Annotated in this window: 20 protein-coding genes; 5 read left to right on the top strand and 15 right to left on the bottom strand. The window is 36.1% G+C overall.

Features of this window, described 5'->3' with window-relative positions; translation table 11 throughout:
• Positions 1-29: 29 nt before the first annotated feature.
• From EHW67_RS18935 to EHW67_RS18925, 3 genes are all read left to right on the top strand, one after another.
• Positions 30-3,509 carry a TonB-dependent receptor gene (locus EHW67_RS18935; RefSeq protein ID WP_158285147.1) on the top strand — a complete coding sequence of 1,160 codons (3,480 nt, stop codon included), beginning with the start codon at positions 30-32 and terminating at the stop codon, positions 3,507-3,509.
• Between the two features lie 43 nt (positions 3,510-3,552).
• A complete protein-coding gene (locus EHW67_RS18930) occupies positions 3,553-5,268 on the top strand; it encodes a RagB/SusD family nutrient uptake outer membrane protein (RefSeq protein ID WP_238389991.1) in 1,716 nt (571 codons plus the stop codon).
• Between the two features lie 153 nt (positions 5,269-5,421).
• On the top strand, positions 5,422-5,976 hold the full coding sequence (locus tag EHW67_RS18925) for an RNA polymerase sigma factor (RefSeq protein WP_158285146.1): 555 nt from the start codon (positions 5,422-5,424) through the stop codon (positions 5,974-5,976).
• 67 nt (positions 5,977-6,043) lie between these two features.
• Here EHW67_RS18925 and EHW67_RS18920 read toward each other — a convergent pair whose 3' ends face one another.
• The 5 genes from EHW67_RS18920 to EHW67_RS18900 all read right to left on the bottom strand — a co-directional run bounded on the left by EHW67_RS18920 (position 6,044) and on the right by EHW67_RS18900 (position 12,132).
• Complete coding sequence (locus EHW67_RS18920) at positions 6,044-7,291, bottom strand: cadherin repeat domain-containing protein (RefSeq protein ID WP_126163943.1); 1,248 nt, start codon at positions 7,289-7,291, stop codon at positions 6,044-6,046.
• 55 nt (positions 7,292-7,346) lie between these two features.
• A complete protein-coding gene (locus tag EHW67_RS18915; protein WP_126163942.1) occupies positions 7,347-8,111 on the bottom strand; it encodes a hypothetical protein in 765 nt (254 codons plus the stop codon).
• Positions 8,108-10,042 (bottom strand): T9SS type A sorting domain-containing protein, encoded by a 1,935-nt coding sequence (locus tag EHW67_RS18910; RefSeq protein WP_126163941.1) that lies wholly within the window; start codon positions 10,040-10,042, stop codon positions 8,108-8,110. The genes EHW67_RS18915 and EHW67_RS18910 overlap by 4 nt, the downstream gene beginning before the upstream one ends.
• A 173-nt stretch (positions 10,043-10,215) precedes the next feature.
• Positions 10,216-11,202: a hypothetical protein gene (locus tag EHW67_RS18905; protein WP_126163940.1), complete on the bottom strand. Its 987-nt coding sequence runs from the start codon at positions 11,200-11,202 to the stop codon at positions 10,216-10,218.
• Between the two features lie 315 nt (positions 11,203-11,517).
• Positions 11,518-12,132: a hypothetical protein gene (locus EHW67_RS18900; protein ID WP_126163939.1), complete on the bottom strand. Its 615-nt coding sequence runs from the start codon at positions 12,130-12,132 to the stop codon at positions 11,518-11,520.
• Between the two features lie 197 nt (positions 12,133-12,329).
• Between EHW67_RS18900 and EHW67_RS18895 the strand changes: the two genes are divergently transcribed.
• Complete coding sequence (locus EHW67_RS18895) at positions 12,330-12,887, top strand: IS110 family transposase (protein ID WP_126163938.1); 558 nt, start codon at positions 12,330-12,332, stop codon at positions 12,885-12,887.
• 33 nt (positions 12,888-12,920) lie between these two features.
• Positions 12,921-13,385: a transposase gene (locus tag EHW67_RS18890; RefSeq protein ID WP_126163937.1), complete on the top strand. Its 465-nt coding sequence runs from the start codon at positions 12,921-12,923 to the stop codon at positions 13,383-13,385.
• A 317-nt stretch (positions 13,386-13,702) separates the two neighbouring features.
• On the opposite strand, the gene EHW67_RS18885 is transcribed toward EHW67_RS18890, so the two are convergent.
• From EHW67_RS18885 to EHW67_RS20595, 10 genes are all read right to left on the bottom strand, one after another.
• On the bottom strand, positions 13,703-14,221 hold the full coding sequence (locus EHW67_RS18885; protein ID WP_126163936.1) for a hypothetical protein: 519 nt from the start codon (positions 14,219-14,221) through the stop codon (positions 13,703-13,705).
• 177 nt (positions 14,222-14,398) lie between these two features.
• Entirely contained in the window at positions 14,399-15,661 is a 1,263-nt protein-coding gene (ltrA, locus tag EHW67_RS18880; protein ID WP_126164152.1) for a group II intron reverse transcriptase/maturase, read from the bottom strand.
• Between the two features lie 739 nt (positions 15,662-16,400).
• On the bottom strand, positions 16,401-16,817 hold the full coding sequence (locus EHW67_RS18875) for a hypothetical protein (RefSeq protein WP_126163935.1): 417 nt from the start codon (positions 16,815-16,817) through the stop codon (positions 16,401-16,403).
• 160 nt (positions 16,818-16,977) lie between these two features.
• Complete coding sequence (locus EHW67_RS18870; RefSeq protein ID WP_126163934.1) at positions 16,978-17,598, bottom strand: hypothetical protein; 621 nt, start codon at positions 17,596-17,598, stop codon at positions 16,978-16,980.
• Positions 17,599-17,786: 188 nt separating this feature from the next.
• A complete protein-coding gene (locus EHW67_RS18865; RefSeq protein ID WP_126163933.1) occupies positions 17,787-18,335 on the bottom strand; it encodes a hypothetical protein in 549 nt (182 codons plus the stop codon).
• Between the two features lie 215 nt (positions 18,336-18,550).
• Complete coding sequence (locus EHW67_RS18860; RefSeq protein ID WP_126163932.1) at positions 18,551-18,823, bottom strand: hypothetical protein; 273 nt, start codon at positions 18,821-18,823, stop codon at positions 18,551-18,553.
• 1,179 nt (positions 18,824-20,002) lie between these two features.
• A complete protein-coding gene (locus EHW67_RS18855) occupies positions 20,003-20,659 on the bottom strand; it encodes a M48 family metallopeptidase (protein WP_126163931.1) in 657 nt (218 codons plus the stop codon).
• The gene (locus EHW67_RS18850) at positions 20,659-23,721 is read right to left on the bottom strand and encodes a type I restriction endonuclease subunit R (protein WP_126163930.1); all 3,063 of its coding nucleotides are present in this window, start codon (positions 23,719-23,721) and stop codon (positions 20,659-20,661) included. The genes EHW67_RS18855 and EHW67_RS18850 overlap by 1 nt, the downstream gene beginning before the upstream one ends.
• A gap of 4 nt (positions 23,722-23,725) precedes the next feature.
• A complete protein-coding gene (locus EHW67_RS18845; RefSeq protein ID WP_126163929.1) occupies positions 23,726-25,000 on the bottom strand; it encodes a restriction endonuclease subunit S in 1,275 nt (424 codons plus the stop codon).
• Position 25,001: 1 nt separating this feature from the next.
• Entirely contained in the window at positions 25,002-25,913 is a 912-nt protein-coding gene (locus EHW67_RS20595) for an N-6 DNA methylase (protein WP_202912011.1), read from the bottom strand.
• Positions 25,914-25,920: the final 7 nt, after the last annotated feature.

Below are 25,920 nucleotides of genomic sequence, written 5' to 3'. Positions count from 1 at the left end.
AATTACTATTTTTTTTCAATAGGAACGTTATGAAAACCATCATGATGTTATGGACAATGCATTTTTTAGCATTGCCGGCACAAGCCAATGAAGGTGTAACACCAACCATTAGCTTGCACCAAAGCCAAGTTGACCTTGTTACAATATTCAACAATATCGAGGAACAAGCTGCTGTAAGCTTTATTTATAGTAGTGAATTAAAACAAATCAAAAGAAAGGTAAGCGTTAACTATACCAATAAACCCCTTACCACTGTAATGGATCATTTGGCCAAGGTTTACCATTTGGGCTATAAGATTCAAAACAAAAATGTTACCGTCTATTTAGAGCAAAAATCCATAAAGCTGCTACAGCGAACTATCCAAGGTTCTGTGAAGGACGATATGGGAGAACCTCTTATAGGAGCCAATGTTATGGTTGTTGGATCAAGCCGAGGAGTAGTAACGAATTTTGACGGGGATTTTGAAATAATCGCTAAAACTGGCGAGGTTTTAGAGTTTTCCTATATTGGAATGAAACCACAAACGGTAACCGTAGCCTCAGATACTTACTCGTTAAATATACAACTTGATGCCAACAGCGAAGAACTGCAAGAAGTAGTAGTGGTTGGTTATGGAGAAAAATCCATTGAATCGTTAAGTGCGGCAGTAAGTAAAGTTGATGTTAGCGCCTTGGCAGAACGTCCAGTGAGTAATGCAGCTTCGGCGCTACAAGGACTAACACCAGGACTTACCATCACAAGATCTAATGGCCGTCCTACCGATAACCCCAACATTAACATTAGGGGATTTACCTCCATTAATGGTGGCGAACCTTTAATTATTATTGATGGAGTAGAAGGGGACATTAATGATCTAAATCCAAGTGACATAGAAAATATCAGTGTTTTAAAGGACGCGGGTGCGGCAGCTATTTACGGTGCCCGTGCTTCCTTTGGTGTTGTCTTGATAACCACCAAACAAGCCAGGGAAGGTGATCTTAAAGTGAGTTTTGAGACCACCACAGCAATAAACCAAGTGACCACAAATACGGATTTTATCACAGACCCCTTTGAAGCCATTCAGATTGCAGATAGCTTTTTCCAAGCCAGTAGTGGGGCTTCCTATTCACAGTATAGCGAAGCAGATTATGCCGCTTTACAGGAAGTATCGGCCAATCCATCCTTGGCACGTGTCATTACAGATACCAGAAATGGAAGAGATCAATATGTACACTATGCCAAAACGGATTGGTGGAACACCTTTTTCCGTAAAAGCAGACCATCTCAAATCTATAATGCGTCCATAAGTGGGGGTACGGATAAATTAAAAGGTTATTTCTCATACCGTAATTATCGCGAAGTTGGTCTGTTAAAAGTTCAAGAAGACCTCTTTAAAAAAGAAAACTACAGGGCTAAAGTTGAGTTCAAGTTAAACGATTGGATCACGATTTCCGACAATATGCAATTCAATAAATATGATGACTTACAATATGGTGGATTTAGAACCGGATGGCACGGAAACTACTGGAACTATTTGGTATATAACCATGCGATGCCTTGGTATTCACCCACCAACCCCGATGGCTCCTATTTCTATCGTAGTGAACTGAACAATTATGCTGCGGGAGATGGATTATATGCTTCATTGTTACATGGAAAATCCAAGCAAGAAACGGAAGACTCCGAATTTTCCAATATTGTAACGGCCACTTTGACCCCAGTTGATGGACTTACGGTAAAAGCGAGCTATGCTTACAGGAAAATGAATCAGAACATACTTCAGAGATCAACATTGATTCCATGGACAATATATGTTGGCGAACCGGATACCATGGGCGTTGATGAACTGACAGAGTACAACACCTCTGCCGACTATGACGCATTTAATATTTATGCCGACTACAACAACCGTTTTGGTAAGCATCATATTGATGTCATGGCTGGTTTTGGTCAAGAGTCAATGTACAGCAAGACCATTGAGGCAAGTACACAAGGATTGATTTCGGTTGACCTAAACTCATTAGGATTGGGAACCACAGCAGATAATGCCAATGGAAGTGCCTATGAATGGGCCCTTCAAGGTGTATTCTCTAGAATCTCTTACGATTATGACAACAAGTATTTCCTGGAGATGAACGGCAGGTATGATGGAACCTCTAGGTTCCCTTCAGATTTCCGTTGGGGCTTTTTCCCTTCAATATCAGCAGCGTGGGCCATACATAACGAAGCTTTTATGGAAAATCTTCACCCAACTTTAAGTCAGTTTAAACTTAGGGCATCCTATGGATCTCTGGGTAACCAAGAGGTTGACCCATATGCCTATCAACCTGTATTATCCCGCTTTGTGAACGATGAATTTTCGTTGAACGGTAGTCCTTTGGAATCCATATCTTCCCCTGCGCTAAATCCAGTTGAAATTACATGGGAAGAAGTTCGCACCCTTGATTTTGGTGTTGATATAGGCTTATTTAGAAATAAATTCACTGCCAATTTTGATTGGTTCAAGAGAGAAACCTTGGGAATGCTTACCGCTGGCCAAGTACTTCCGTCAACTTTGGGAGCTTCCGCTCCGCAAGAAAATGCAGCGGATTTGGAAACCAAAGGTTTTGAACTTTCCATGGGATACAGTGATAGATTCAACGTTGGTGGATCTCCTATGCAATTAAGTTTGAGAGCGGGTCTTTCCAATTCAGAAACGGTAGTAACTAGATTCGACAACCCAGAGAATTTACTGAATTCCTTTTATGAGGGAATGGTTATTGGTGACCTATGGGGCTATGAAATAGAGGGCCTATTCCAATCTCAGGAGGAAATAGCCGCCCATGTGGATCAATCCTATGTAACTGCCAGAATCTCCGGACGAGGAGGTCTCCAGCCTGGTGATGTGAAATATGTTGATATAAATGGTGATGATGTTGTAAATGCAGGTACCAATACATTAGATAACCCAGGGGATCAAAAAATTGTGGGCAATGTAGCCCCAAAATACTTGTACAACTTTAGAGCTGCAGCAAGCTGGATGGGATTTGACATATCTGCCTTTTTCCAAGGTGTAGGTAAACAAGATTGGTATCCTGGATACAACTCCCAATTGTTCTGGGGACCTTATAGCCGTCCCTATGCATCTTTTGTGCGTAAGGATCTGGCCAACAATATTTGGTCACCGGACAATACGGATGCCTACTACCCAAGAGGCTTTGGGTATATTGCCCTTAGTGGTCGTAACTCCTTAAGAAATACGAACGATCGATACATACAGGATATCTCTTATTTACGTCTAAAGAACTTGACGTTGGGGTACAACCTGCCAAAATCGGTCTTGGACAGAACACCATTTGATAAGATCAGATTGTACCTAAGCGGGGAAAACATTTTTACTTTCACTAAGCTAACGGATTACATCGATCCTGAGATTGCCAGTAATCAGGTGAACCTTAACTCCCCTTCAGGATCTTATACCTATGATTCAAGAGGACAGGAAGCACCAATGTCCAAAACCTATTCAATTGGTATTTCAGTTCAATTTTAAACCTTTAATGATGATGAAAAATATATATATAGCATTGTTTATTATGAGCAGCTTACTTCTTGTAAACTGTAGTGATGACTATTTGGATAAAAATCCCATTTCCGACGTTAGTGAGGATAGTTTTTTTACAACTTCTTCGGATTTGCAACTGTACACCAATGGGTTCTATCTTTTATTGCCGAACAGTTCTGTTAGAAATGAGATTTTTATCACGGATAGCCAATGTGGTGATGTTGTCCACAATACACTTAGCGACCTAATGACTAGCTCTCGACTAGTTCCTACCACTGGTGGGGGGTGGAGCTGGGACAACCTACGTGATATCAACTACTTCTTGGAAAACTACGAGAAGTGCGAGGATGAAACCGCAAAAAACAGATATGGAGGTGTAGCCCGATTCTTTAGAGCCTATTTTTATTTTAATATGGTAATGGACTTTGGAGACGTACCATGGTATGATAAAACCATGGAAGCCGATGACGAAGACCTGTACAAGGCTCGTGACGACAGACAACTTGTTGTGGACAGAATCTTGAAAGATTTGGATTGGGCCATCGGCAATATGGATGATCAACAATACCCTTATGAAGTAAGCAAATACTCTGCTTTGGCCCTTAAGTCCCGAGTAGCTCTTTTTGAGGGCACTTTTGAAAAGTACCACGGTATTTCTGGTTACGAAAAATACCTACAAGCGGCTGTAGAGTCATCACAGGAATTAATGGAGAACAGTCCTTACGGATTGTACACCACCGGTAATCCTGATACTGACTATGCTGATTTGTTCAGGGCTGAATCTGCAGAACTCACAGAGGTCATATTGGCCAGGGAATATACAGCACCGTTAGTAAACGGTCACAGAGCAAATTATTATACATTGTCCGGGTCCCAAGGAACACCTGGCATGCCAAAAACAGTTGCAAATTCGTATTTAAATGCAGATGGAAGTCGCTTTACAGATCAATCGGATTACAACGCAATTTCTTTTGCAGAGGAAACCACTGATCGTGATCCAAGATTGTCACAAACCATTCGTACATCTGGTTACACAAGAGTTGGACAAAGTACGGAGTTGGCTCCAGACCTCTCTTACTCAATTACTGGTTATTTCATAACAAAGTATGTAACAGGTCCAGGATCTGATGGGATTAACCAAAATACCAATGATTTACCCGTATTTAGATTCGCAGAGGTATTGTTGAACTATGCCGAGGCCAAAGCCGAACTGGGAACAGCTACCCAAGAAGACATGGAAAAATCGATTGGATTGCTTCGCGCAAGGGTTGGAATGCCAGGTCTTTCTATTGCTGATGCCAATGCAAATCCAGATGTCTATCAAGAGAGGTTCTACTCAAATGTAACTGGCGCCAACAAGGGGCTTATTCTGGAAATTAGGAGAGAACGTAGAGTGGAACTTTATATGGAAGGACATCGTTGGAATGATATCAGACGTTGGAAAGCTGGTCAATCCCTCACTTTACCACTGAGAGGTATTTATTTGCCCGGTCCAGGGGAATACGACTTGGATGGCAATGGAGCGGTTGATACGGTTTTGTATGAAGGTGAACTTCCAGTAGGCCAAATTGAAGGAGCTAAGTACTTTAAATTAGGGACAGATGTACACCTTACTACGGAAAACTTAATAGATCCACTTCCTGAATTTAACAATAGGACTTTTAATGAGAATAAGGATTATTTGCTACCTATTCCAATACAGGAATTACAATTAAATACAAATTTGACGCAAAACCCTAATTGGTAGTCCTTTATTATAATTGCAAGTTCAGAAAACATGATGCTTTCTGGGCTTGCTTTTTATAGTAACGAAACCATAATATTCACCAAGCAATTTATTGACGTTAGCCCAATAAATTTATACATATTGGCACCACTCAAATTTAAGGCGCCCCAAATTATGGAAAACCAAAAATTAATATCCAAGGCACTACAAAACCGTCAAGAAAAAGCACTTGAAAAGCTTTTCACCATCTATTGGAAACGTCTTTACATCTATGCCCTTAGTTTTACGGATAATCACCAGATTGCCCAGGATTTGGTACAAGAAATTTTTATAAGTCTGTGGGAAAAATCGGAATCGACTCAAATAAATCAGATAGAAGCATATTTATTTAGAGGGGTGAAATATCAAGCCATCAATTATCTCAAAAAACAACAACGAAGAGTTTCTGCCGAAGACACATTAAAAACGCTGCCCCATACAGAAGGTGTCAACGAGCATATGGATTATTTAGAATCCCAAGGTCTTTTTATAAAAACCATGGGCAAACTACCCAATAGATGCCGTAGAGTTTTTTATTTGAGCCGTGTTCAAGGTTACAACAATAAAGAAATTGCCAAAGAAATGGACATTTCCATTCGTACTGTTGAGACCCATATCAGCAATGCCCTTAGCCATTTTAGACTACATTTCAAAGACTATCTGTTTACAGTCATATTTATATTTTTTTAAATAAATAAGAGAGAAATTCAAACCTTCTTTCCCTGAAAATTCATGAGGGTAATGTAAACCGCAATTTTTAATCTGTGGTATCTAAAATTATTAAATTTCTGTCGACGCTTGTTGAGTTAATTTCCACAATAGAACTTGTATTAGTTTCAAAGTTAGTTTTCATAATGCCTAAGTATAAATCGTTGTTACTTACCAAATTTAGATAAATTTGGTTTTCATAAATAGAATTTCCAAAAACAGTTACAAGTCCATAGACTTCTTCGCTTGAATTATCGGTAACAGTTAGATTTGGTAGGTTCATCATTGCCGGTCTAGCTCCATTCATATAGCCAGAAATGGCTTCCATCATTCCCAATTCAGAATCATTTATCTTAGCTAGTCTACTACCATTAATATAGCTCACATTATTTACTGATTTATTGGCTAAGTCTATATCTAAGAAACCTTCCCCCCATGTAGAAATATATAATTTAGAGTCAATTTTTATCATGGATGTAATCTTGTCTTCTTTGAAGGTTATTCCCAATTCAGTAATTGAATTATCATCAAGGTCTATATGTATGAGATGTTTTGGCAAGTTACTTATCAAAACATTCTCAGCTAAAACACCTATCAAATTATTGTTGTACCAAGTAAGAGCTATAATTCCTCTTTCATCTCCATTGATTGATGAAGGGATTGTTAAAGGTATTATTTGACTAGTACCATTATGTCTATCAAATACTAGAAGATTATTCGTAGGGGAGGGATTATAAACATATTCGATACAATAAATTTTATCTTCAGAGGATATTAAATTATTGGTTGATAGGATAGAATTGTCGTTCTCTCTCTTAATCTGTCCTATTTTCTCAATAATCCCAGTATTATTTCCTATTTCAAATACTTCTCCCAGGTTAGAAGCTGCCAATAAGTTGTAATCATCTACTACCTCATTAATATCATTTAGGTTGATTGTTATATTTGCTGATTCTGAAACTCCAGAATTACTTGCCTTTACGATTCCGGTTATCGTAGGGTTGGTTTCATAATCAAACAAACTTTCGGTTAAGACATTAATTTCGCCAGAGATAGGATTGATCTCGATTGCTTGACTGGGTGTTTGTTGAGTAATTGAAAAGTGAATACTACCTTGACTTGTTGTAGCTTCAACTATGCCTAAATATAGACCGGCATTAGGATTTTCGTCAATATTTATCGTGAAGTCAGATATTGAAATAGTTATGTCTTCATTGATATCATTGTCAGAATCATTACAAGATTGAATTAAGCACGTCAATGCTAATACTAAATAGATCAATCTAAATTTTATCATTTTTATAGGGTGTTTGGATGTGCTAATTTAGTCTGCGCTACGAATTCTCAAAATGTCAATATCTAGTAAAAGACCAAGTTTCTGATAATGAGGAATTTCCCTTAGAATCAGATGTTTTAATTTTCCAATAATGCTTTACACCGAAGCTTATATGATATACCATCAATTCACTTGTTTTTTGAAGATTTTTCACAATGTTAAGAGAGTCAGGGTGTGTTCCCAAATATAAATCAAAAGTTAATGGATCGTTATCTAGATCTGAAGCATCCCACTGAAAATAATAATTCGAGTTGTTCTTAGAATTCATGACGTCGCCATCCTTGGGATTGATTAAAGTTGCAGGAAAAGGGGCGTAATTTTCTTCACCGGAACCAGCATTATAAAAATTCCAATTTTCACTTGTGGCATTTTTTGAGGATTGTTTGTTTTTTGAAATTACTTTCCATTGGTACTGTTTTCCTCTGTGAATTTGTACATCAATTTCTGTATCTGATGTGGTTTCTTTTGTCCATGATCCGATACCCTCATGTTTATACCATAATTCATAATAGTCGGTATTATTGGAAGGGTTCCAACGAAAGGTTACTATACTCCAAGAATTATCTATAAATACTCCTTCATTGCATTCAGTTTTATTTTTGGGAAAAATTAAAGTAACAGAATCAGGGTCTAGGACTACCGGTATTTCATCATTATTTTCATCATTTTGTTCTATACCATCATCCTGTTTAACGCTATTTTGATCAGACTCTCCTTTACTGCAACTGGTTATAATAGTCATCCCAACAACTAGCAGCACAATAATTCTTATTCGTATCATTTTTTTATTAAGGTATATGGAACTTTGTTATTTTCAATTTCAATGATGTAATAATATTGACCCTGAGACAATTCGGAAATATCAACAACCAAATTGCCATATCTGGGCATTATTTCACCGTTTTTTATTAGTACTCCATTTGAAGTAAATATTTCATACGGAATTTTCTGAGTGATATTTAGACCAAGGTAAATGTTGAAAATTCCAAGAGAAGGATTTGGATAGACATTACTTTTTAAACTTGAAATAATCTGCTCTTCATATAAACCTTGACAATTTTTTTCGGTAGATACCTTAATGGAATTGAAAGGTTCTTCCAATGGCAGGGTTATACTACTTTTTGAGGTATTGTATAATTTATCATTGATTTGAACAGTATACTTATTTGATCCTTTTAGCTCCAGAGTTAGTGAATTGGAATCCATAGAAACTTTTGATTCTACAAAAAGTTGTTCAACAGCCTGCACGTTCAGTTCAAAGCATTTTTCGAATTCAGAAACCTCTGTTACGGTAAGACATAGTTGATAGTCCCCGCCCGCCAATTTTTGAAATGAAATTTGATCGGTAAATTCTATATTCTCGAGTTCAACTCCCTCTTTATATAAAATGGCATTATAATTAAGGCTTTGATCCGTGGTAATATTTATTTTGCCGTCTGCTTTTTCAAAACAGCTCTCCCCAACTGTTTGTATAGTAAAATTTTGGTCTCCAATGTTGAAAAGGTTACATCCATTATCGTTTACAGGGTTACCTAACGGCGTATTTTCACACCTATCGCGTACATTGATTACTCCATCTCCGTCCAAATCTCCTAAATCATTATTTGGAAGGTTTCCACCAACAAAGTTTTCAAACTTATTAAGGACAGCAACACTCCATGAAAACCCATGCTCAACATGCGCTCCGTCATCCGTAAGTATGATTAAGTCATTATTTTCCAAAAAAGCATATCGCGGTCGTAGGTTACCTTCGATATACAAAGTTTTCTCCAAATTACCGTACTGGTCATAAACTCTAGTTGCGGTCTTTTCAGAATTCTCATATAAACGCGCTGAGACCAAAACCCTATTTCCGATTTGCAATGAGGGGTAAAGGTTGGGATTAATATAGCTCTCAAATTCATAACTATACTTTTTGCTTATGATTTCAAGTTCTGGGGAGAATACTACAATTGATCGATCAGTATGAGTAAAAATCCAGTCATTTTCCAGGACTTTAAAGAAATGAATTGTGCCTTCATAATTTATTGTAGTTATGGCGCCCTCTAAGGATATAGTGCCAATAAAATGACTGTGGCCATAGTTAAAGCTTCCTCTAAACACTAAATTTCCCTCCGAATTGACATTAAAATCATAAAAATGTGTTTTATTGTCCTCCCAAGTTTTGTTCCAAACAACATTACCATTTTTTGTAAGACTAAAAGTTTTACTGTCGTAGTCGAATAAATAGTGATAATTAAAACCATCTAAATCGAAAGGATCTGTTTCGACAGAGGAAGGATTGACCCATTGTACTCTGGTAACGTCTTCAACTACATCTGTTTGGTTCAATTCAGAATCAAAATAATAGTTAGAACTATATTCACTGCTCCGAGAACCACCTATAAAAAGATTGTCAGGGCCAAGTTTATCAGTGATATGCACAACATATTGATTATGTTCATTTTTCTTTACCCAGTTTATCCAAGTTTTTGAAGTTCCTTCTCCAGAAAAAATATAATCTTTGACTTCTGTTGATTGGGAAACCTTCTTAACATTGAAGTTTAATTCTCCATAAAAATCAGAACCTTCATACATAGAAGCGATTACCGTTCCAGTCATAAAACTATGCCCATTGATGAAATGCATATTGGTTGGATTATAACCAAGACCATTCACTGTATTAAAAGATATTTCTTCTTGTAAATTCAGGTCATAATCAAATACCAACATAGTATCCTGCCCACTATACACACTTATTTTATTTTCAGAAAAAAAACTGGTGTTTCCCCAAACATTGGTATTATGTGTTTTGGTATATATGAGATCTCCAGAAGAGGAGTATTTTTGCATCGAAATAATTAACTCTTCTTCTGTTCCTTTGTTTTTATCATTACTTATTACAATTAAATTTCCATAACGTCTTTTGATAGGCCAATTACATATTTCTCTTTAGTGTCATCAATCGGGATAGATTTTATTAAATCACCTTTTTCAGTAAAATAATAAATTGAATAGCCTTGATGAATTTCATTATTATAATATAAATCATGATTTATAAACCAAATTAGGGTATCATCACCGCCATGAATTAGTTCTTGTTTCTCAGATCGCCCAATCAAATTCAATTCTTCTTCTGAAAAATAATCAAGTTGAATTTTGGTAAGTTCGTTCTGATGCGCTGTGATTAAATTATTTTGTAAAAAAGAAGCTTGATCAATACGTTCTCTTAATACACTGTAGTAATGACTATCTGCATATTCAAATCCTGTTGTTGAATGTAAATCATAACCAAAGAGATCATTATGTTGATATTCTTCTAAGATTTCACCTGTCTTGGATATTTCATATACCCATAAGTTTTCAGCCTTTCCCAGGCCTAAATTAGTGTAGGCCAATTCCAAATTACCAGAGCTGTTTACATTGGCAAGAATGTTCTTTGGATGCACTCCATAGTCAATATTCTCAAGCTCCGAAAAAGGTAGTTGCCAAATTTGATTTCCATTTTCATCAAGCACTACAATGAACAAGGTCTCATAATCAGAAGCAAAAAGACTTTTACAAACTAGAATGATATTGTTATTCTCATCAACGTGGGACCAGTGGACTCTATCAAAGGAATATCTAGTATTAAAACTAATTTCTTTTTTCCATAATTCGTCCAGATTTTCATTAAGTTTAATGACCATTACATCATTAAAAGAAAAATCATTCTCCGTACTTCCTACCAGAACTATATTCCCTTCTCTATCAACCAGGGAATGATTTAAAAAATCTCTATTGCTGTGAGTTTTATTTCCAATTATCACCTGTTTTGAGGGATAAATGGTATCCTGGCAAACTACCGATGCATACAGGAAAAGAAAGATGATGGTTAGGATATTTTTAATCAATGTCAAAAATTTTATTAAAGATAGTTTCAAAATGAGCTCTCATCAAAATATACTCGCTAAAAGGTCCCCTTCACCTGTATCAATAATCTGTAGCTGTAGAAGTGGTGTTCCCCATACTAAAGAAAAACAGGCCCTGGATCGGAGTATCTTTAAGATGAAATAAATATGGATTAGAACATTCAAATTAGTTCCCAATAAACTGGAGTAGTACTTTTCATAGGATACTTTGTTGTGTACAGTGCTTTGGGTGATTTTTTTAATAAATTAATCTTGTTTATAATAAAAGTTAGAAAGCTAAAATCAACTTAAGTTCTATCATTGGTTATATGGATAAAATTTATCATCAAATAGATTGTTCATGGCGAACCAAACAGTATTCATACTTAATTTCTGACCCAAATATTCATCACTCATTTCTGCATCAATGGCTTGTTTTAAAAATGAATTCAAATCTTCAATTGTGTAAAATACAGTAAATGTCCCTTTTGAAATATTATATATAATACCAGCCCGATAATTAGTGCCAACTCTCCAATCAGTCAATCCCATACTATGGAAAAAACTTTCAATATAAATATACTTTTCATTACTACAAATGGCTCTGAAATATCCATTTTTACTTACCCTTAATTTTTCATTTACTTTATTGGTAAAATATTTTTTTATTGAATTCGCTCTAAAATATATATGTTTTCCATCAGAGACTGCATAAGGTTCTTTGATTCTTTTCCCTTGACTATTCCAAAGTCTAAATGTATTATCTGTGCGATTATAGTTCTTTTTTACCGTTATAGTGTCTTCTAATGTAATATCGTTCATTAGAAAATTTACATAAGTTTTGAAAATACCAGGTTGAGATTTTTGATATGAAATTTGACCAAATGACAAACTCATATTTGTAGCAAAAAGAATAATAAAGATTGTTTTCATTTAATAATGTTTAACTAATGGGACGGTGATCTCATTGTACACAACGGTCTCCTATAACCATCAGTTACGGGTTAATATACGCAGACTTTAGCAATTCTGAGTGGATTCGGACGTAGTCGAATCCGCCGTAATTGCGGTTAGCATCTATGTAAAAGCAGTAAGTCGAGTATCTTTAAGATGAACTAAAAATTAAAGATATGAACACTCAAATTACTGCCACACCTAAGTTATTCATTGGAATCGATATACACAAACGCAGTTGGAAAGTACACTGTGCCACCGATCTGTCATCTGGCAAGACTTTTAGTATGCAACCGCATGCCGAATTACTTTGCGAATATGTAGCCAAACATTATCCAGGTTATGAAGTGTCTACCGCCTATGAAGCGGGCTGTTGCGGATACCACGCACATCGTTGCTTTGTAAGTTATGGCTGGCGGTCATTGGTGGTCAATCCAGCCGATATTTTTAGAAAAGGCAAAGAGCGCCACACCAAAAGAGACCGAATAGACGCACAACTTATAGCGCGAGAACTTAAAGATGATAAGCTGAAAAGTATTTGTGTAGCGGATAAATGTAGGGAGCAACTACGTAGTCTGTTTCGCCGTAGGAACGATTTGGTAAAGGATATGCGGCAAATCAAGAGCTATATCAAAATGCAATTGTTGTATTATGGGATCAGAATACCACAGGATCTAGATAACGACCATTGGAGTCATAAATTTAGGGGTTGGATTGATAATTTGGACTTTTAGTATGATACGGGCAATGAAGTTTTGCGCAGCCGGATGCGCAGCTTTCGGTTTATTGATCAGGAGTTTCGTGATGTTTCCACCTTATTGCGGAGGTATACCAAAATCCATTTTAAGAAAGATTATATGCTTCTACGAAGTATTCCCAGTATAGGTCCAATAGTTGCCAGTGGTATTTTGAGTGAATTGGGAGACCTGCGCCGTTTTAAGAATATTAAACATTTGGCCGGATATGTAGGTCTGGCACCGGGCATTTACCAAAGTGGTGATACCGTCCGTCATACGGGGGTGAGCATGCGTGCCCACCGCTTAATACGGAGTTATTTCATTGAGGCTTCTTGGCAGGCTATTCGCACGGATCCTGTGATGCAGGCTTTTTACCGCAAACACCATGGGAAAAATGTAAAGAGTATCATTGTAAAGGTGGCCAGGAAACTGCTAAGCAGGACACTGGCGGTAATAAAGACGGAGACCCCTTATGTGATAGGGGTATTGGAATAAAATACTGAGAATGAAAAGTAATAAAATAACTAAGCTCACAAAGAATAGTAGATTTGCTTGGATCACAAAACAATGTAGGTGGTCCCGCCGCTGGCGGGAACCACATCGGTTAGCAAGTGACCAGGCTTATTATAACTTATAATCATACAGATGCTGGTGACCACTCCTGCTAGGATGTGGATCACATATAGGATGCAGAGCAAGTTATATGGTATTGAATTTTAAATGATGCATAGCCTCATCTATAATTCAATACGTTTTAAAAAAAAACATTATGAGATAGTTAAACGAGAAAATATTAACTTTAAGGAACTGGACTAGTGCTTTTCATAGGATACATTGTTGTGCATAGTGTTTTCTCCATTATTTTTGTAATTCAGTCCGGTTTTAAACCCAGTATATCCGAGCGAAATCAGCAAGAATATTTGAAACATCAAAAATATCAACCACAAAATAATATATTCGGTTGAACCACTATCTAACATAGAATTTTTTGTCATATTATTTTCAATCACTCCTGTCGAACGAGCAAAAGATTTAATCAGTGAAAATAATCCAACAACCGAAAAATTCATAAGTACATTGGCAATCATAAAAATCAGATTTGCCGCTAAATTTTTGAATTTTCTTTTTAGCATTCTGATTAGGTATACAAGGAAAAAAGTAACCTTGATAATTAGCAGGGACAATTCATTTTTTTCCACAACGAAATAAGTATCGTGAATATTAATGTCAGTAGTTGATGAGCTGAAGCAATTAAGTCCAAGCAAAATCAGACTAATAATTATTGAAATACCAAATGTAGCTATCAGCCAAAAAATTTCTTTCCGTTTCAATCCGTAATATTTGAGTTAAGTTTTCCGCTTTTCATTTGACACTTTTGATGCATTCTCGTTGTTTTTTTACATTATGCACAACGTTTAGGCATCGAGTAGGCAAGGGGAATTTCACCCCGAGCCTCTCACAGAACCGTACGTGATAGTCTCCCATCATACGGCTCTTGTTATACAAATCTAAGCTACTACATTTATTTCAGAAAGTCGCCAATGGTAGAACAAAGTCGGAAATTGCTTCCTGACTGTTGTCAACCATTTATAGGCTTTTCCCATGCTGGTTTTGTAGCGCTTATACTTTCTCCTTGCCCACCAAACCAATCGCGCGCTTAGCAGTCGGAAGACTTTTGTGAGTTCGTACATCTTAAATTTACCGTAGTAACGCACCCATCCCCTGATCATTGGATTTAGGTATTGGGCAACTCCTACGATGCTTCTAAAATTTAACCTGTTCACGTTGAGTTCTCCTAACTTGTCGGCGATTCGTTTTCTCGAACTGATACTGATTGCACAATCATAACCTAAGAACATTTTCTTTGTTTTCTTGGAAAATGCACTTCTCGGCTGAAAGGAATAGCCCAGAAAATCAAACTTGACAATCGGGTGTTTTCCTTTACGTCGATAATCTCTGCAATAGACGATTTTCGTCTTTTGTGCATGTAGTTCCAATCCTACCGATTCCATCCTTAGATGTACCGCATTTAGTATCTGTTTTGCGTGAGCTTTGCTTTTACAATGTACGATCGCATCGTCGGCATAACGTGCAAACTGTACATCAGCATTCGCATTTTCCAACCATTTGTCAAAAGCGTAATGAAGAAATAGGTTCGCCAAGAGTGGGCTTATTACGCCTCCTTGCGGTGTTCCTTTCCCTTCTTTTTGTACGAGTTGTCCGGATGTTGTAAAAACGGGTGCTTCCAACCATCGACCGATGTAAAGAACGACCCAATTTTCGGGTACGTGCTTCTTTACGGCTAGCATCAGTTTCTGGTGGTCAATGTTGTCGAAGAATCCTTTGATGTCAAGGTCGATTACCCAGTCTTGTTTCCAGCAGTTTTCCCGAACTTTTTGCAACGCTTGATGTGCATTTCTATTCGGTCGATAACCGTAAGAATTTGGACTGAATACCGCCTCTAATCTTGGCTCTATGAACATCTTGATTACCATTTGTCCAACCCTGTCGCTTATGGTGGGCACGCCCAGTTTTCGGATGCTTCCATCCTTCTTGGGTATTTCCACCTCTTTGACGGGCGGAGGAAAATAGCTCCCCGATGCCATTCGATTCCATAGTTTGTACAAGTGTTTGCTGCGATTGGTATCATATTCTTGTATACTTACCGCATCTACTCCCGCACTCCCTTGGTTGGAGCGCACTTTTTGATAAGCCTCCCAAACCATTTGGCGGCTTATCGGTATTGATTTTGTTTCATTCCATGAATTCATCCTCATTCTTATGAGTTGGTCAATAAAATAAAACGGTACAACCCAAGTCCTTCGCTCCATTTCCATTACAGAAATCTCAACACTACTACGGCTTGGTCTGCCGCTGCATGCACTATCGGTATTTTGCCTCTAAGTTGTTCTTATTGTGCATTTCCCTTGGCATTTGCATACAGTTTCCCAAGTTCCGTAAATAAGCCTGAATAAAGTTCTTGCCATCTGAATGACGCCAGCCCTACAGAAAATAAATAGGTAATCTCTGCAATTGATGTTATGAGCAACATCACTTTTCACTCCGTATCATACTTCGTAGCTTTTGACTGGAGGTACGCAACTTCTCGACACCTCTTCAATGGTTCACTTTCGTTCAACTCCTTTATTCCCACCTGCTGACCTCATGGATCGGATTCTCCCAAACGCTCAGCACCATTGCTGTTCACAACAGCACCTTTGGGTGGTTTAGAGCCATCGCCTATACAACGACTCTGATGGGCCTACCATCATCTTATTTACAGCACGCAGTCATTTTATTGCCGTGGCTGCTTCTTGGCACACTATGAACAGTACGGGGGCAAGTTAGCACTTACATTCCGTCACGCCCGTAGCCAAACCTTTTTGTTTTGCTTTTTCTTTTTTTATTTAATGCCAAATCCAAAAGATTTGGCGGTGTTTGTTGATATTCCGGGTTTATATTTTAAACAGCCAAGCCCGTATTGTTTATAGGTTTTGTTGTGCTTAGTATTTATTGCGCACAGTATTTTCCATCAATCCTTTTAGTTTCCTTTCCGTCAACAATGAGAACGGATTTATAGAAAAAGCAATTATCTTCAATCTTTAACATCTCCGAGACAATTCCTCCATTATCATTAACAAATTGAATTTCTTCAGGGAGATTCATCTTAGTTTCGTCATAAATCAACTTGTATGAACATTCATCAATCCATTCCAAAATTCCGTAAAGTGTGATGGTTTGTCCGTTCATTTCGATAATTTCCATTTGAGAATTTCCATCTCGGACTAATTTATATTCAGGTGAATCTTCCGATGCTTTTGGAACAATAAAAGTTCCATTTTTAAAATCTGCACAAGTCAATTCTTGCGCAGTCATAGTTAGTCCAATAAAAAATACTATTAGTAGTAATAACAATGGATTTTTCATCGATGATTTCGTTTTTTCAATATTAAGCACAACGGTTACGGGTATGCCCAGTGGCGGCGTTTTAGTACCTGGTGCTTTCCCGGTTCAGGTTTTAAATATAGAGGATTATTTCGATAGTGAGTGAGGGCTAGCTATTGGACATACCCGTTGTTGTGGTGCGTTAGTTCTTATTTTGAATTGGAGGTTCAGGAGGAATAAAATGAGGAAGATAATCTGCTAGCCATATTCTAAAATCCATCTTCAGTTTGTGACGTTCCGACGCCTCGGCCAATTCATTGAATATAATAGGTAATTGTTCCAATCTATTTTCAGAAACAGAAATATTTAAGATCAGTTTTGAGGGGTTAACGCTCCAATTTGGATCACTACCTTTATTTGTCAAATCCTTTTTTAGTACTGCTTCAAGTTCGTCGATATGAAATCTGCGGATAACCCATGGATTTATTAACCTCTTTTCTATACTATCATTATGGATTATTAAGATATTCTTTTGGCTGTAATCGTATATAATTCCGTCACTCCAGCAATCCAAGTCTATATAGAATTTATGCCTATTTTCATTTTTTTCAATTTGTATGAAGGGAATACTGTCACTGCATGTTATTTCATCCGCTCTATTTAAAAGTGATCTGAAACCGGTAAATTGATCCAGTTTTAATTCTCCTTCCTTTGTAACGGTTCTACCATCCCTCCTGCCATGTATTAGGGTGCTAGCTTTATTATCAGGCGATAAGTTAACAGGGTCCTTGTCTTGGTGGTGTTTACAACCAACTATGATCAACGTTGTCAAGATTAATTGGAATAATCTAAAAAGCATAATCGATTTTAATGCACCACAACGTTTTCGGGTATGCCCAGTAGCGGCGATATAATACCTGGCGCATTCCCGGTAAAGGTTTTAAATATAGAGGAATAATTCGATAGGAGGGAGAGGGCTAGCTATTGGGCATGACCCGTTGTTGCCCACAGTTATTTATTTTTTAAGGATCTATTTAGTTCTAGGAAGCTCTCCCAAGGTAAAGAAGTGCAGTCCGAAATAATAAGCGTTGAATCTGCATTGATGATTTCATGTTTATGTCCATCGAAACAATAGTACCCGGAATTTGGTGTGCTTATTAATTTTCGCTGAGATAGCTCTGAGATTGATTTTATTGCAAGCAACACCTGATCATCATCCAAGGTGATATCACTTGTGTCAATGATTGTTAGTTTGTCATAATAGATCCTCAAAGAATCCGAGTGAGGGGGTGGAGGAGGAACTTTGGATGCGAGGACTTTTTTTATATCTAACAAAACCTTTTTACTTTCCGGATCCCCTTTCAACTTCAAAAGAATTTCAGTTCCTCCCCATTCTCCAATTGAATCGTTTTGATGATAAAAAAGATAGGTCTGACCGGAGTAAATAGCATCCTTAAACTCCTGTAATTTCAGGTTGACCTGATCTTGATGCTTTGATTCAACGCATGAGCCAAAGCTTATTAAAAAGATTAGTAAAATAAGAGCTTTAGAGGTTCGCATTAATTGTGGGCAACGCCCGAGCTATAGGCAGTGCGGTGACAAGTATTCACTTACCATTCCGGACTCTCCCAAGCAAAAGCTTGGAGGGTTTGGTTATTTTTTATTTGTTGAAGCAAACCTAAAAAGGTTTTGCTCCTCATAAATATAGACAAAACTTTGATTTGAACACCAAGGCCCGCATTGCTTATAGGTACTGTTGGCAAATCGTGCTTTTTTTATAGTCTGCGTATCGTTACCCGTTCATTAAATTTAGTTTCCAAAATCCGTAACAAATTTTCAAATTCTTGTTTTTTTAGATTCAAGCCTATTATCACTTGTTCTCCATTACATTTGGTTTCAAGCCTGTCCTGGTTTATGCTCATAATCATTTTTTCGTTAGGTTTAAAATCCATATAGGATTCGGAAGATTCAATGTAGTAATGCTCTACGTCATCTTCATCTTCGGCGTAAGTTCTTTGAATCAAAAGATATTTCTTAACGCTATTCATTATCTCTTCCTCGGTTTTAAACTGGTCATCCGTTGACCTTGAATCTGAAAATGTAATAGTACACCCTAACTCTTCATCCTGTATTGTCAGTTCTATGCATTGAAAATTGATTTTCATTTATAGGGAATAGTTATCTTTAGCATGTTTGCCAACGGTTTGGCTATGATTTCGGCGAGAAAATCCGGTGGGATTTTTCAAGCTGGGATCATGCCGGTTAAAGGTAATGAATTTTGTTATTGGCGGTTCGGCAACGCTGAATTATAGCCATTGTTAACTACTCGTGCGACACGTGCGAGTGAGCACATTTCGATTCCGTTTTCGTTTTTTTCCGTCTGAGTAAAGTCCATCTGCGTAAAGTTGCTCAAAAATTCGATTTGTGGCTATTCAACATTCTTTACTGGGTTTTCTCAAAATTCAAATCCGTCTATATTTCGTCACTTTTTTTAATTTTCCGTTTGCATTTTCAAGATAGAAGAGAATTTTTTTGTCAGTTATTTTCACAGTCCAAGTATAGTCCGTTTTATTCCCGTTTCTAAATTCGGTCAATAAATAATATTCTCCATTTCGAGTGATTTTTCCAACTGATTTCTCAGGTCGTAAATTCTTATATGATTTCCACTCTTTTTTGCTAATTAAACAATAGCTGTCCCAAATATATGTCGAGTCAGTTTTTATGGTTAATTTTTGTACCGAATAACAATATGTGTAATTATATTGGTGTCCTCGGTGCAAATAAGTCCGACCGTTTTCCTGTCCGTAAATATTCAGAAGGCAGAAAAGAAATAATGAAATAAGAATAATATTTTTCAATTAGTATTTTTTTTTGGAGCACTTGTAGTTAACGGTCTTGTGTATGAAACGTAGCGTATAAATAAACGCTTACTTTTCGGATTTAGCACAAGCCGAATTTTTTATTTTTATGTTTAATTTTCTTTTATAAATATAACCAAATAAAAAATTTGGCGTACTTTGTAAATATACAAAAACCTCTCGGAAAGCCTATAATAGCTATGTTTTATACACGTTGTTGTAAGTAGTGCTTTTCACGTTCTACTTTGTTTTCCGATGTTTGTTATTTAGTTCAAATGTGAGCGTTGGCAAGACATACTCTTTTGCAATTTTTGGCGTTGCGTTGTCTGCAGCGAATTGCGAATGTGTATGGCTTTGAGCGTTGGCTTTTCATAAACTATTTCCATATTTTTCTAACCATTTTATTGATTCTTTATAATTCGGATAATATGATTTCATTAAAGTCCAGAATTTATGTGTGTGATTCATTACTACAGTATGCATCAATTCGTGAATTATAATATAGTCAATCACATATTCAGGTGCTTTTATCAATTTCCAGTTCAATGAGATATTCTTTTCTCTCGAACAGTTTCCCCATTTCGTTCTGGATTCTCGAATGAATAGTTTATTGTGTTTAAAATTCAAGTTTTCGGCAAGTTGGTTTGTCCGTATTGTCAAATGTTTTTTAGCAACTTTTCGATACCATTTTTCCTGAACTTTTGGGTCAAGTAAATCTCTTTTCGAATTTATTGTTTTGTGTTCGTGGTCAACTGTAACCTTTTGCGAATAGGTTGTGTCATAAAAATATGCGTATCTATTTCCGAAAAGTAATAATTGATTTCTCTTTAATTCAATGGACGACTTTCCATCAAAATACTTTAGGTTTTTATCAATCCATCTGTTTTTTTTCTTCAACATTGAATTGATATCGTCCTCTGAAAAGTCTGGTGGTGCAATTATGCGTACTTTTCCATCTTCACTTACTCGAAGTCGAGCGTGTTTTACTTCCTTTCGGATTAATATGTAGTTATCTGGTAACTCCATTAACTCAATTTATAATTCTGTAAAACAGCCTTCATAATTTGCTCCATCAATTCTCCATTTCCATCAATCTTTAATTCCTCAAATTTTGGATTTACAGACAAGAGTAAAATTTCATATTTCAAACGGTCGAATTCTCTCGGAACTTCTTGCCAACCATTGTAAATTTTGGCTTTTATTTTTTCCGCTGCTTCAAATGAAAACTCTCTAACCAATTCTTCATTAAAAGTTTCTCCTGAAACATTCTTTATGATTGTAAAAAACTCAAAACTTCCTTTGTCTGGAAAGCCCATTCTTTCAGGAAGCGAAGCAATTTCATCTAATTCTGAATAAAGTTCGCCTAATTGATTTAAGATTTCTTCAATCGCCAAACTTTCTTCTTGTTTTTGTTTAATCAAATCATCTAATCGATTTTGAAACTCAACATAAACAGCACTATTTACTTCATTCTTACGAATTACGGTTTCAATATCTCTGATGATTTTTTCTGCTTTATCTGAAGGGTCAAGCTTGATTTCTTTCAGTTTATTTAAGTAATCTGAATCAATTGAAATTTCAGGCAAATGACCTTTAAAATTTAGTAGTTTTGAGGTTTCTTGAATTAACTTTCGTGTTTTCGCTGCATAAATTTCTGCATCAAAATCCAATCGTTTAAATTCTTCTAAATAGATTTCATAAATCTCATTTAACCACAAGTATTTTATTTTAGATTCACGCAATGCTGGATGAGGCGAAATTGATTCCCAAAGTTGAATAACTTCTCTAAAATCATTTTCAAATTTTCCGTGGTCAATTTCCGATAGCTTTCTCACGATTGCCATTGTACATTCATAACTATCTTCCAGTTTAATGTTTTCAAAAGGCTTAAACGCTTCATCTAAAACTTTAGGGAATGTTTTCACTAAACTTTCTACATCTTCAAACTCGCCAATATCTTCTGGGTCGTAATTCAATGCTTCTTTATAATTTTGGAAGACTCCAACATAATCAACTATTCGTCCAAATTCTTTCGATAGCTTGGTTACTTTATCGTCATAAGGTCTGTTGGTTCTTGCTACAGCTTGTAAAAGATTGTGGTCACGCAAAGGACTATCCAAATACATTGTTTGCTCAATTGGTGCATCAAAACCAGTTAAAAGCATATTACAGACAATGAAGATTTTCAGATTGTTACCCATTTTTTGTTCTTCCTCTGTAATTCTTTTCTTGAACTGCTTTATTAGTTTTTTACGCTCTTTGTCTTCTTTGTAATGGTCTTTGTAGAGTTCGTATTTTTCTCCTTCTTCGTAATGTCCAGTTGAAAATATTATTGCGACTTCTGAACGGTCGAAATAATTGATTAGTTCATTATAGTACAAAACACAAGCTTCTTTATCACAAGCCACTATTTGAGCTTTATAACCTTGTGGTTCGAGCATTTCTTTAAAATCGGTTGCAATATCTTTAGCAAGTGTTTCAACTCTATCTGGATGCTTTAAAAAGACTTTCCAAGCTGAAACTCTTCTTTCTACTGCTTTCTTTTCATCTTCTGTAAGTTCTGCTGTTATTTCTTCGTAGCCTTCTTTTAATTTCTCCTTGTCTAAAAACCATTCTGTTGGTCCAAAAGTGTAGCGAATTGGTTTTGTTGCTCCATCATCAATCGCATCTTGAATACTGTATTTATCTAAATAATATTCGTGTTTTCCTTTGTCTTGGTCAACTATTCCAAATTCTTGGTGCGTTTTTGGAATTGGTGTTCCTGTAAATGCAAATCGTTTGGCGTTTGGTAAAACTGCTTGCAATTCCATTTGATAATTTCCGTATTGCGTTCTGTGTGCTTCGTCAATTAAAACAATTACATTATCGCGTAAATCTTGTCGGTCTCCTAATTCATCAAATTTTTGAACGGTCGTGATAAAAACGCCAGAAGGTGAAGTTTTAATAATATGTTTTAAATCTCCAATATTATTTACTGGTCTTGCATTTGGAAATTCGCAATCGTCAAAAGTTCCTCCAATTTGTTCTCGCAAATCTTTACGGTCAACTACAATGTAAATAGTTGGGTCTTTTAGCTCTTTACTTTGGCGAAGTTTGTATGCTGTGTAAAGCATTGTTAAACTCTTTCCAGAACCTTGTGTATGCCAAATTACACCTTGGTCTAAATCGCCTTTTATAACTCTATCTGCAATTTTATTGGCTGCTCTTAACTGTTGATATCGAGCTACTTTTTTTACAATTTTTCCTTCTTCTCGTTCAAAAACTAAAAAGTGTTTTAAAATATCCAACACTCTTGCTGGTTGTAATAAGCCAATAATGCCAAGTTTCATTCGCTCCAATACTTCTCCATTTGGTAAGCGGTCAACATCAAAATTCCAAAGTCCGTCTTTTTTATCTTGATAGGTTGGACAAAGGTCATTAGTTGGTTCTAAAATTGGATTGGGTTGACTTACATCTAATAAGGTGTTTTTCCATTCGTTGAAATAGGAAGAAGAAGCTCCTGGAATACCATATTTTGTAATTCTACCATTGCAAGCCACACCAAAACAATGACACATATATAATTTATCTGCACGTTGGTCATAAGTTGAAAATTGACGAACACCTTCCATCCAATTTGTACCTTTTCTGGCTCTTTGTTTTGCTTCTATTGGTACTAAAGGAACACCATTAACTAACAAAACAATATCAGTTTTTACCATTTTGTAACCTTGTACCCAAAACTGGTTGGTTACGATAAAATCATTTTCCCAAATGTTTTCAAAGTCGATAAAAAGCACATCAATGTCTTTGTCTTTTACCGAAAGCGTAACACCTGAAACCAATTTGTCTAAAAACGCCTCATTTCCAAGAATAGGAATTGGATTGTTTAGATTTTGCATCAGCATTTCAACTGCGTGTTGTGCAACTTCTTCGCTTATATTATTTATTAAAGCTGTTTTTTCTACCAATATTTGTTCAATAATGGGTTTTGAAAAAGGACGTTCGTAGGTTTTTAAATCATCATTACTTTTGAATGACCAGCCCATTTTACTTAACCATTCGGTAACTGGTTTTTCTACACCTTTTAGTTCTGTTAAATGTCCCATATAATTATGCTGTTGTAGTTGTGTTGGTTACTTCGAGCTCATTTACAAATTGTGCAATAAATTCTTTTGGCAAACGGACTTTACCAGTTAGTAAATTTTGCATCAATGATTTTTTTAAGCGTTGAAGTTTTTTAATTTTATCTTGTTTAGATTGAATAGTAGAAACTACTTCATTTAATTTCTCTGCAATTAATACCTGTTCGTCTTTTGATTTAGGTATAATAAATTTGAACTTTCTAAAATCTCCCAATGAAAGATTTGCTCTTGCAGTTTCAACTTGTGTACCTAAAAGCCTTTGTTGTGTATAACCGTTTTGTAAATAATAGGCTAAAAAATCACTATCATTTTCATCATTTGGTCTAAAAACACAAACAGCTTGATTAGTATTGGCATATTCTACATCTAAATTGAATACAGCACATCTACCAATTGAAGCACCAACGATATTTATTAGAATATCTTCTTTTTGAAGTTGACTGTTTTTAATTTTATTGTGAAACTCAATCGGTAAATACTTTGGACTATCAACTTCAATATATCCATCTCTAACATTTTCACTTGTTACAAATAGAATTCCGTTATCTTGATATTCGAATCCTTGCCATTTTGGTGATTGACCTTTGGTAATTTTATCTGTAATCTTATTTCCTTTTATAATTTGCCAACCAACAGGTATTTTTCCAAACTTCTCATCCTCATAGAATTCATCTTCTTTACGCCAAGTACCATCTGGTTTTAATTTGCCAGTTAGTAAGTTTTGCATTAAAGCTTTTTTGAGTTTTTCGGCTGCTTTAACACTTTTATTTACAGCTTCTATGTTTGCATTTACTTTGGAAAGAATTATTGCAATCGCTGTTTGTTCTGGTTTTGGTGGTTTAAAAAAGTCAAGTTTTTTAATTACTCCTTTATCTGCGTGAGGAATTCCAGAACCAGCCGTTTTTGCTTTTAAAACATATTCCAAGTACTCGAATGAAAAAGAGAAATATGGTTTGAAAATTTCATCTTCATTAAATTCTAACTTGACCATTGTAGAACCTAAAATTCCTTTTCTTGAAATGAAAATTTCTCCAGCATTACTGCCATCCCAAAGAACTATTACTTCTCCATCTTCAACTTCTACAACTTTTTCAGTTGGTTCAGCGTAAAATTCAGGTTTTGATTTTCTTCTTAAATAATCTGGCGAAAGGTAGGGTAGCAAACCTTCTTCTTGATTTTCAAAAAGTTGCTTTGGCACTTTCCCCTTTCTATATTTTGTTATGTATTGACCAATATTTTCCATATTAAGCCAATACTTTTAAGAGTTCACTAATAGACTTATCCAAGTCATTTTCTTTATAAATGGTGTCTTTAAATTCAATAATAGCTTCTTTTAAATCAATTTCTTCTTCAGGTTCAAACGTATCTACGTAACGTGGTATGTTTAGATTAAACTCGTTTTCATCCAATTCTTCCATATCTGCAATTGCAAAGTATCGTTTGCGAAGTTCTGGGTCTTGCAACATTGCAATGAGTTCTTGTTCTACATCATCAATAGCTTGACGTTCTTTTTCCGCTTGTTCGTGTGCTGCTGTTATTTTGTTTTCTTTTTCTGTGGTGAGTTTATCTAAAGCAGTTTGAGCAGTAACAACAGCTTTTTCTTGTCCTTTTGTTGGTTTTTTGTTGGCAGCTTCTCGGTCTGTAATTACTTTTTTTGCTTTTGCCAGTTTATCCTTTTTAATTTCTATGTCTTCTGCGTAATACTCTTTAATTTCTAATAGTTTAAAATCAAGGTCTTCCTGTATTAAGTTTTTAAGTCTTGTCTTTTGAGAATCAATCCAAGTCTTTGCAATTTCCAAATCTCCCCAACTTTCTAAAATGGTAGAAATACGCAAAATATCGTGTGGTAAAAGCACATTCATATTGGCTTCCTCTTTATACCATCCTTCTTTGGCAGCATAAACCATTAGTACTTTGTCTTTACGTTCTGCTGGTTTGTTTTTATTGATAAACAAAATAGCACCTGGAATGGTCGTGCCATAAAACAAATTGCCAGGTAAGACTACAATAGCATCAATAATATTGTGCACTTCTGTAAACTCGCCATTATGGTCAACTTTACCTTGTAAAAATCCTCTACGAATTAAATACTCATCATCTGCTTTTCGGTTTTGTCCGTCTTCTTCTTCGGTTTTTTCAGGTTGTCCTCTGAACAAAACACCT

The sequence above is a fragment of the Arenibacter aquaticus genome, from assembly GCF_003957295.1.
Lineage (GTDB): Bacteria > Bacteroidota > Bacteroidia > Flavobacteriales > Flavobacteriaceae > Arenibacter > Arenibacter aquaticus.
Note: the sequence above shows the minus strand (reverse complement) of the source record. Positions and strands in the feature narration are given on the sequence as shown.

Bases quoted from the DNA above. Each gene is read 5' to 3' on its own strand.
- EHW67_RS18935 (WP_158285147.1), top strand. From the start codon at position 30: ATGAAAACCATCATGATGTTATGGACAATGCATTTTTTAGCATTGCCG.
- EHW67_RS18930 (WP_238389991.1), top strand. From the start codon at position 3,553: ATGAGCAGCTTACTTCTTGTAAACTGTAGTGATGACTATTTGGATAAA.
- EHW67_RS18925 (WP_158285146.1), top strand. From the start codon at position 5,422: ATGGAAAACCAAAAATTAATATCCAAGGCACTACAAAACCGTCAAGAA.
- EHW67_RS18920 (WP_126163943.1), bottom strand. From the start codon at position 7,291: ATGATAAAATTTAGATTGATCTATTTAGTATTAGCATTGACGTGCTTA.
- EHW67_RS18915 (WP_126163942.1), bottom strand. From the start codon at position 8,111: ATGATACGAATAAGAATTATTGTGCTGCTAGTTGTTGGGATGACTATT.
- EHW67_RS18910 (WP_126163941.1), bottom strand. From the start codon at position 10,042: ATGTTGGTATTTGATTATGACCTGAATTTACAAGAAGAAATATCTTTT.
- EHW67_RS18900 (WP_126163939.1), bottom strand. From the start codon at position 12,132: ATGAAAACAATCTTTATTATTCTTTTTGCTACAAATATGAGTTTGTCA.
- EHW67_RS18895 (WP_126163938.1), top strand. From the start codon at position 12,330: ATGAACACTCAAATTACTGCCACACCTAAGTTATTCATTGGAATCGAT.
- EHW67_RS18890 (WP_126163937.1), top strand. From the start codon at position 12,921: ATGCGCAGCTTTCGGTTTATTGATCAGGAGTTTCGTGATGTTTCCACC.
- ltrA (WP_126164152.1), bottom strand. From the start codon at position 15,661: ATGAATTCATGGAATGAAACAAAATCAATACCGATAAGCCGCCAAATG.
- EHW67_RS18875 (WP_126163935.1), bottom strand. From the start codon at position 16,817: ATGAAAAATCCATTGTTATTACTACTAATAGTATTTTTTATTGGACTA.
- EHW67_RS18865 (WP_126163933.1), bottom strand. From the start codon at position 18,335: ATGCGAACCTCTAAAGCTCTTATTTTACTAATCTTTTTAATAAGCTTT.
- EHW67_RS18860 (WP_126163932.1), bottom strand. From the start codon at position 18,823: ATGAATAGCGTTAAGAAATATCTTTTGATTCAAAGAACTTACGCCGAA.
- EHW67_RS18855 (WP_126163931.1), bottom strand. From the start codon at position 20,659: ATGGAGTTACCAGATAACTACATATTAATCCGAAAGGAAGTAAAACAC.
- EHW67_RS18850 (WP_126163930.1), bottom strand. From the start codon at position 23,721: ATGGGACATTTAACAGAACTAAAAGGTGTAGAAAAACCAGTTACCGAA.
- EHW67_RS18845 (WP_126163929.1), bottom strand. From the start codon at position 25,000: ATGGAAAATATTGGTCAATACATAACAAAATATAGAAAGGGGAAAGTG.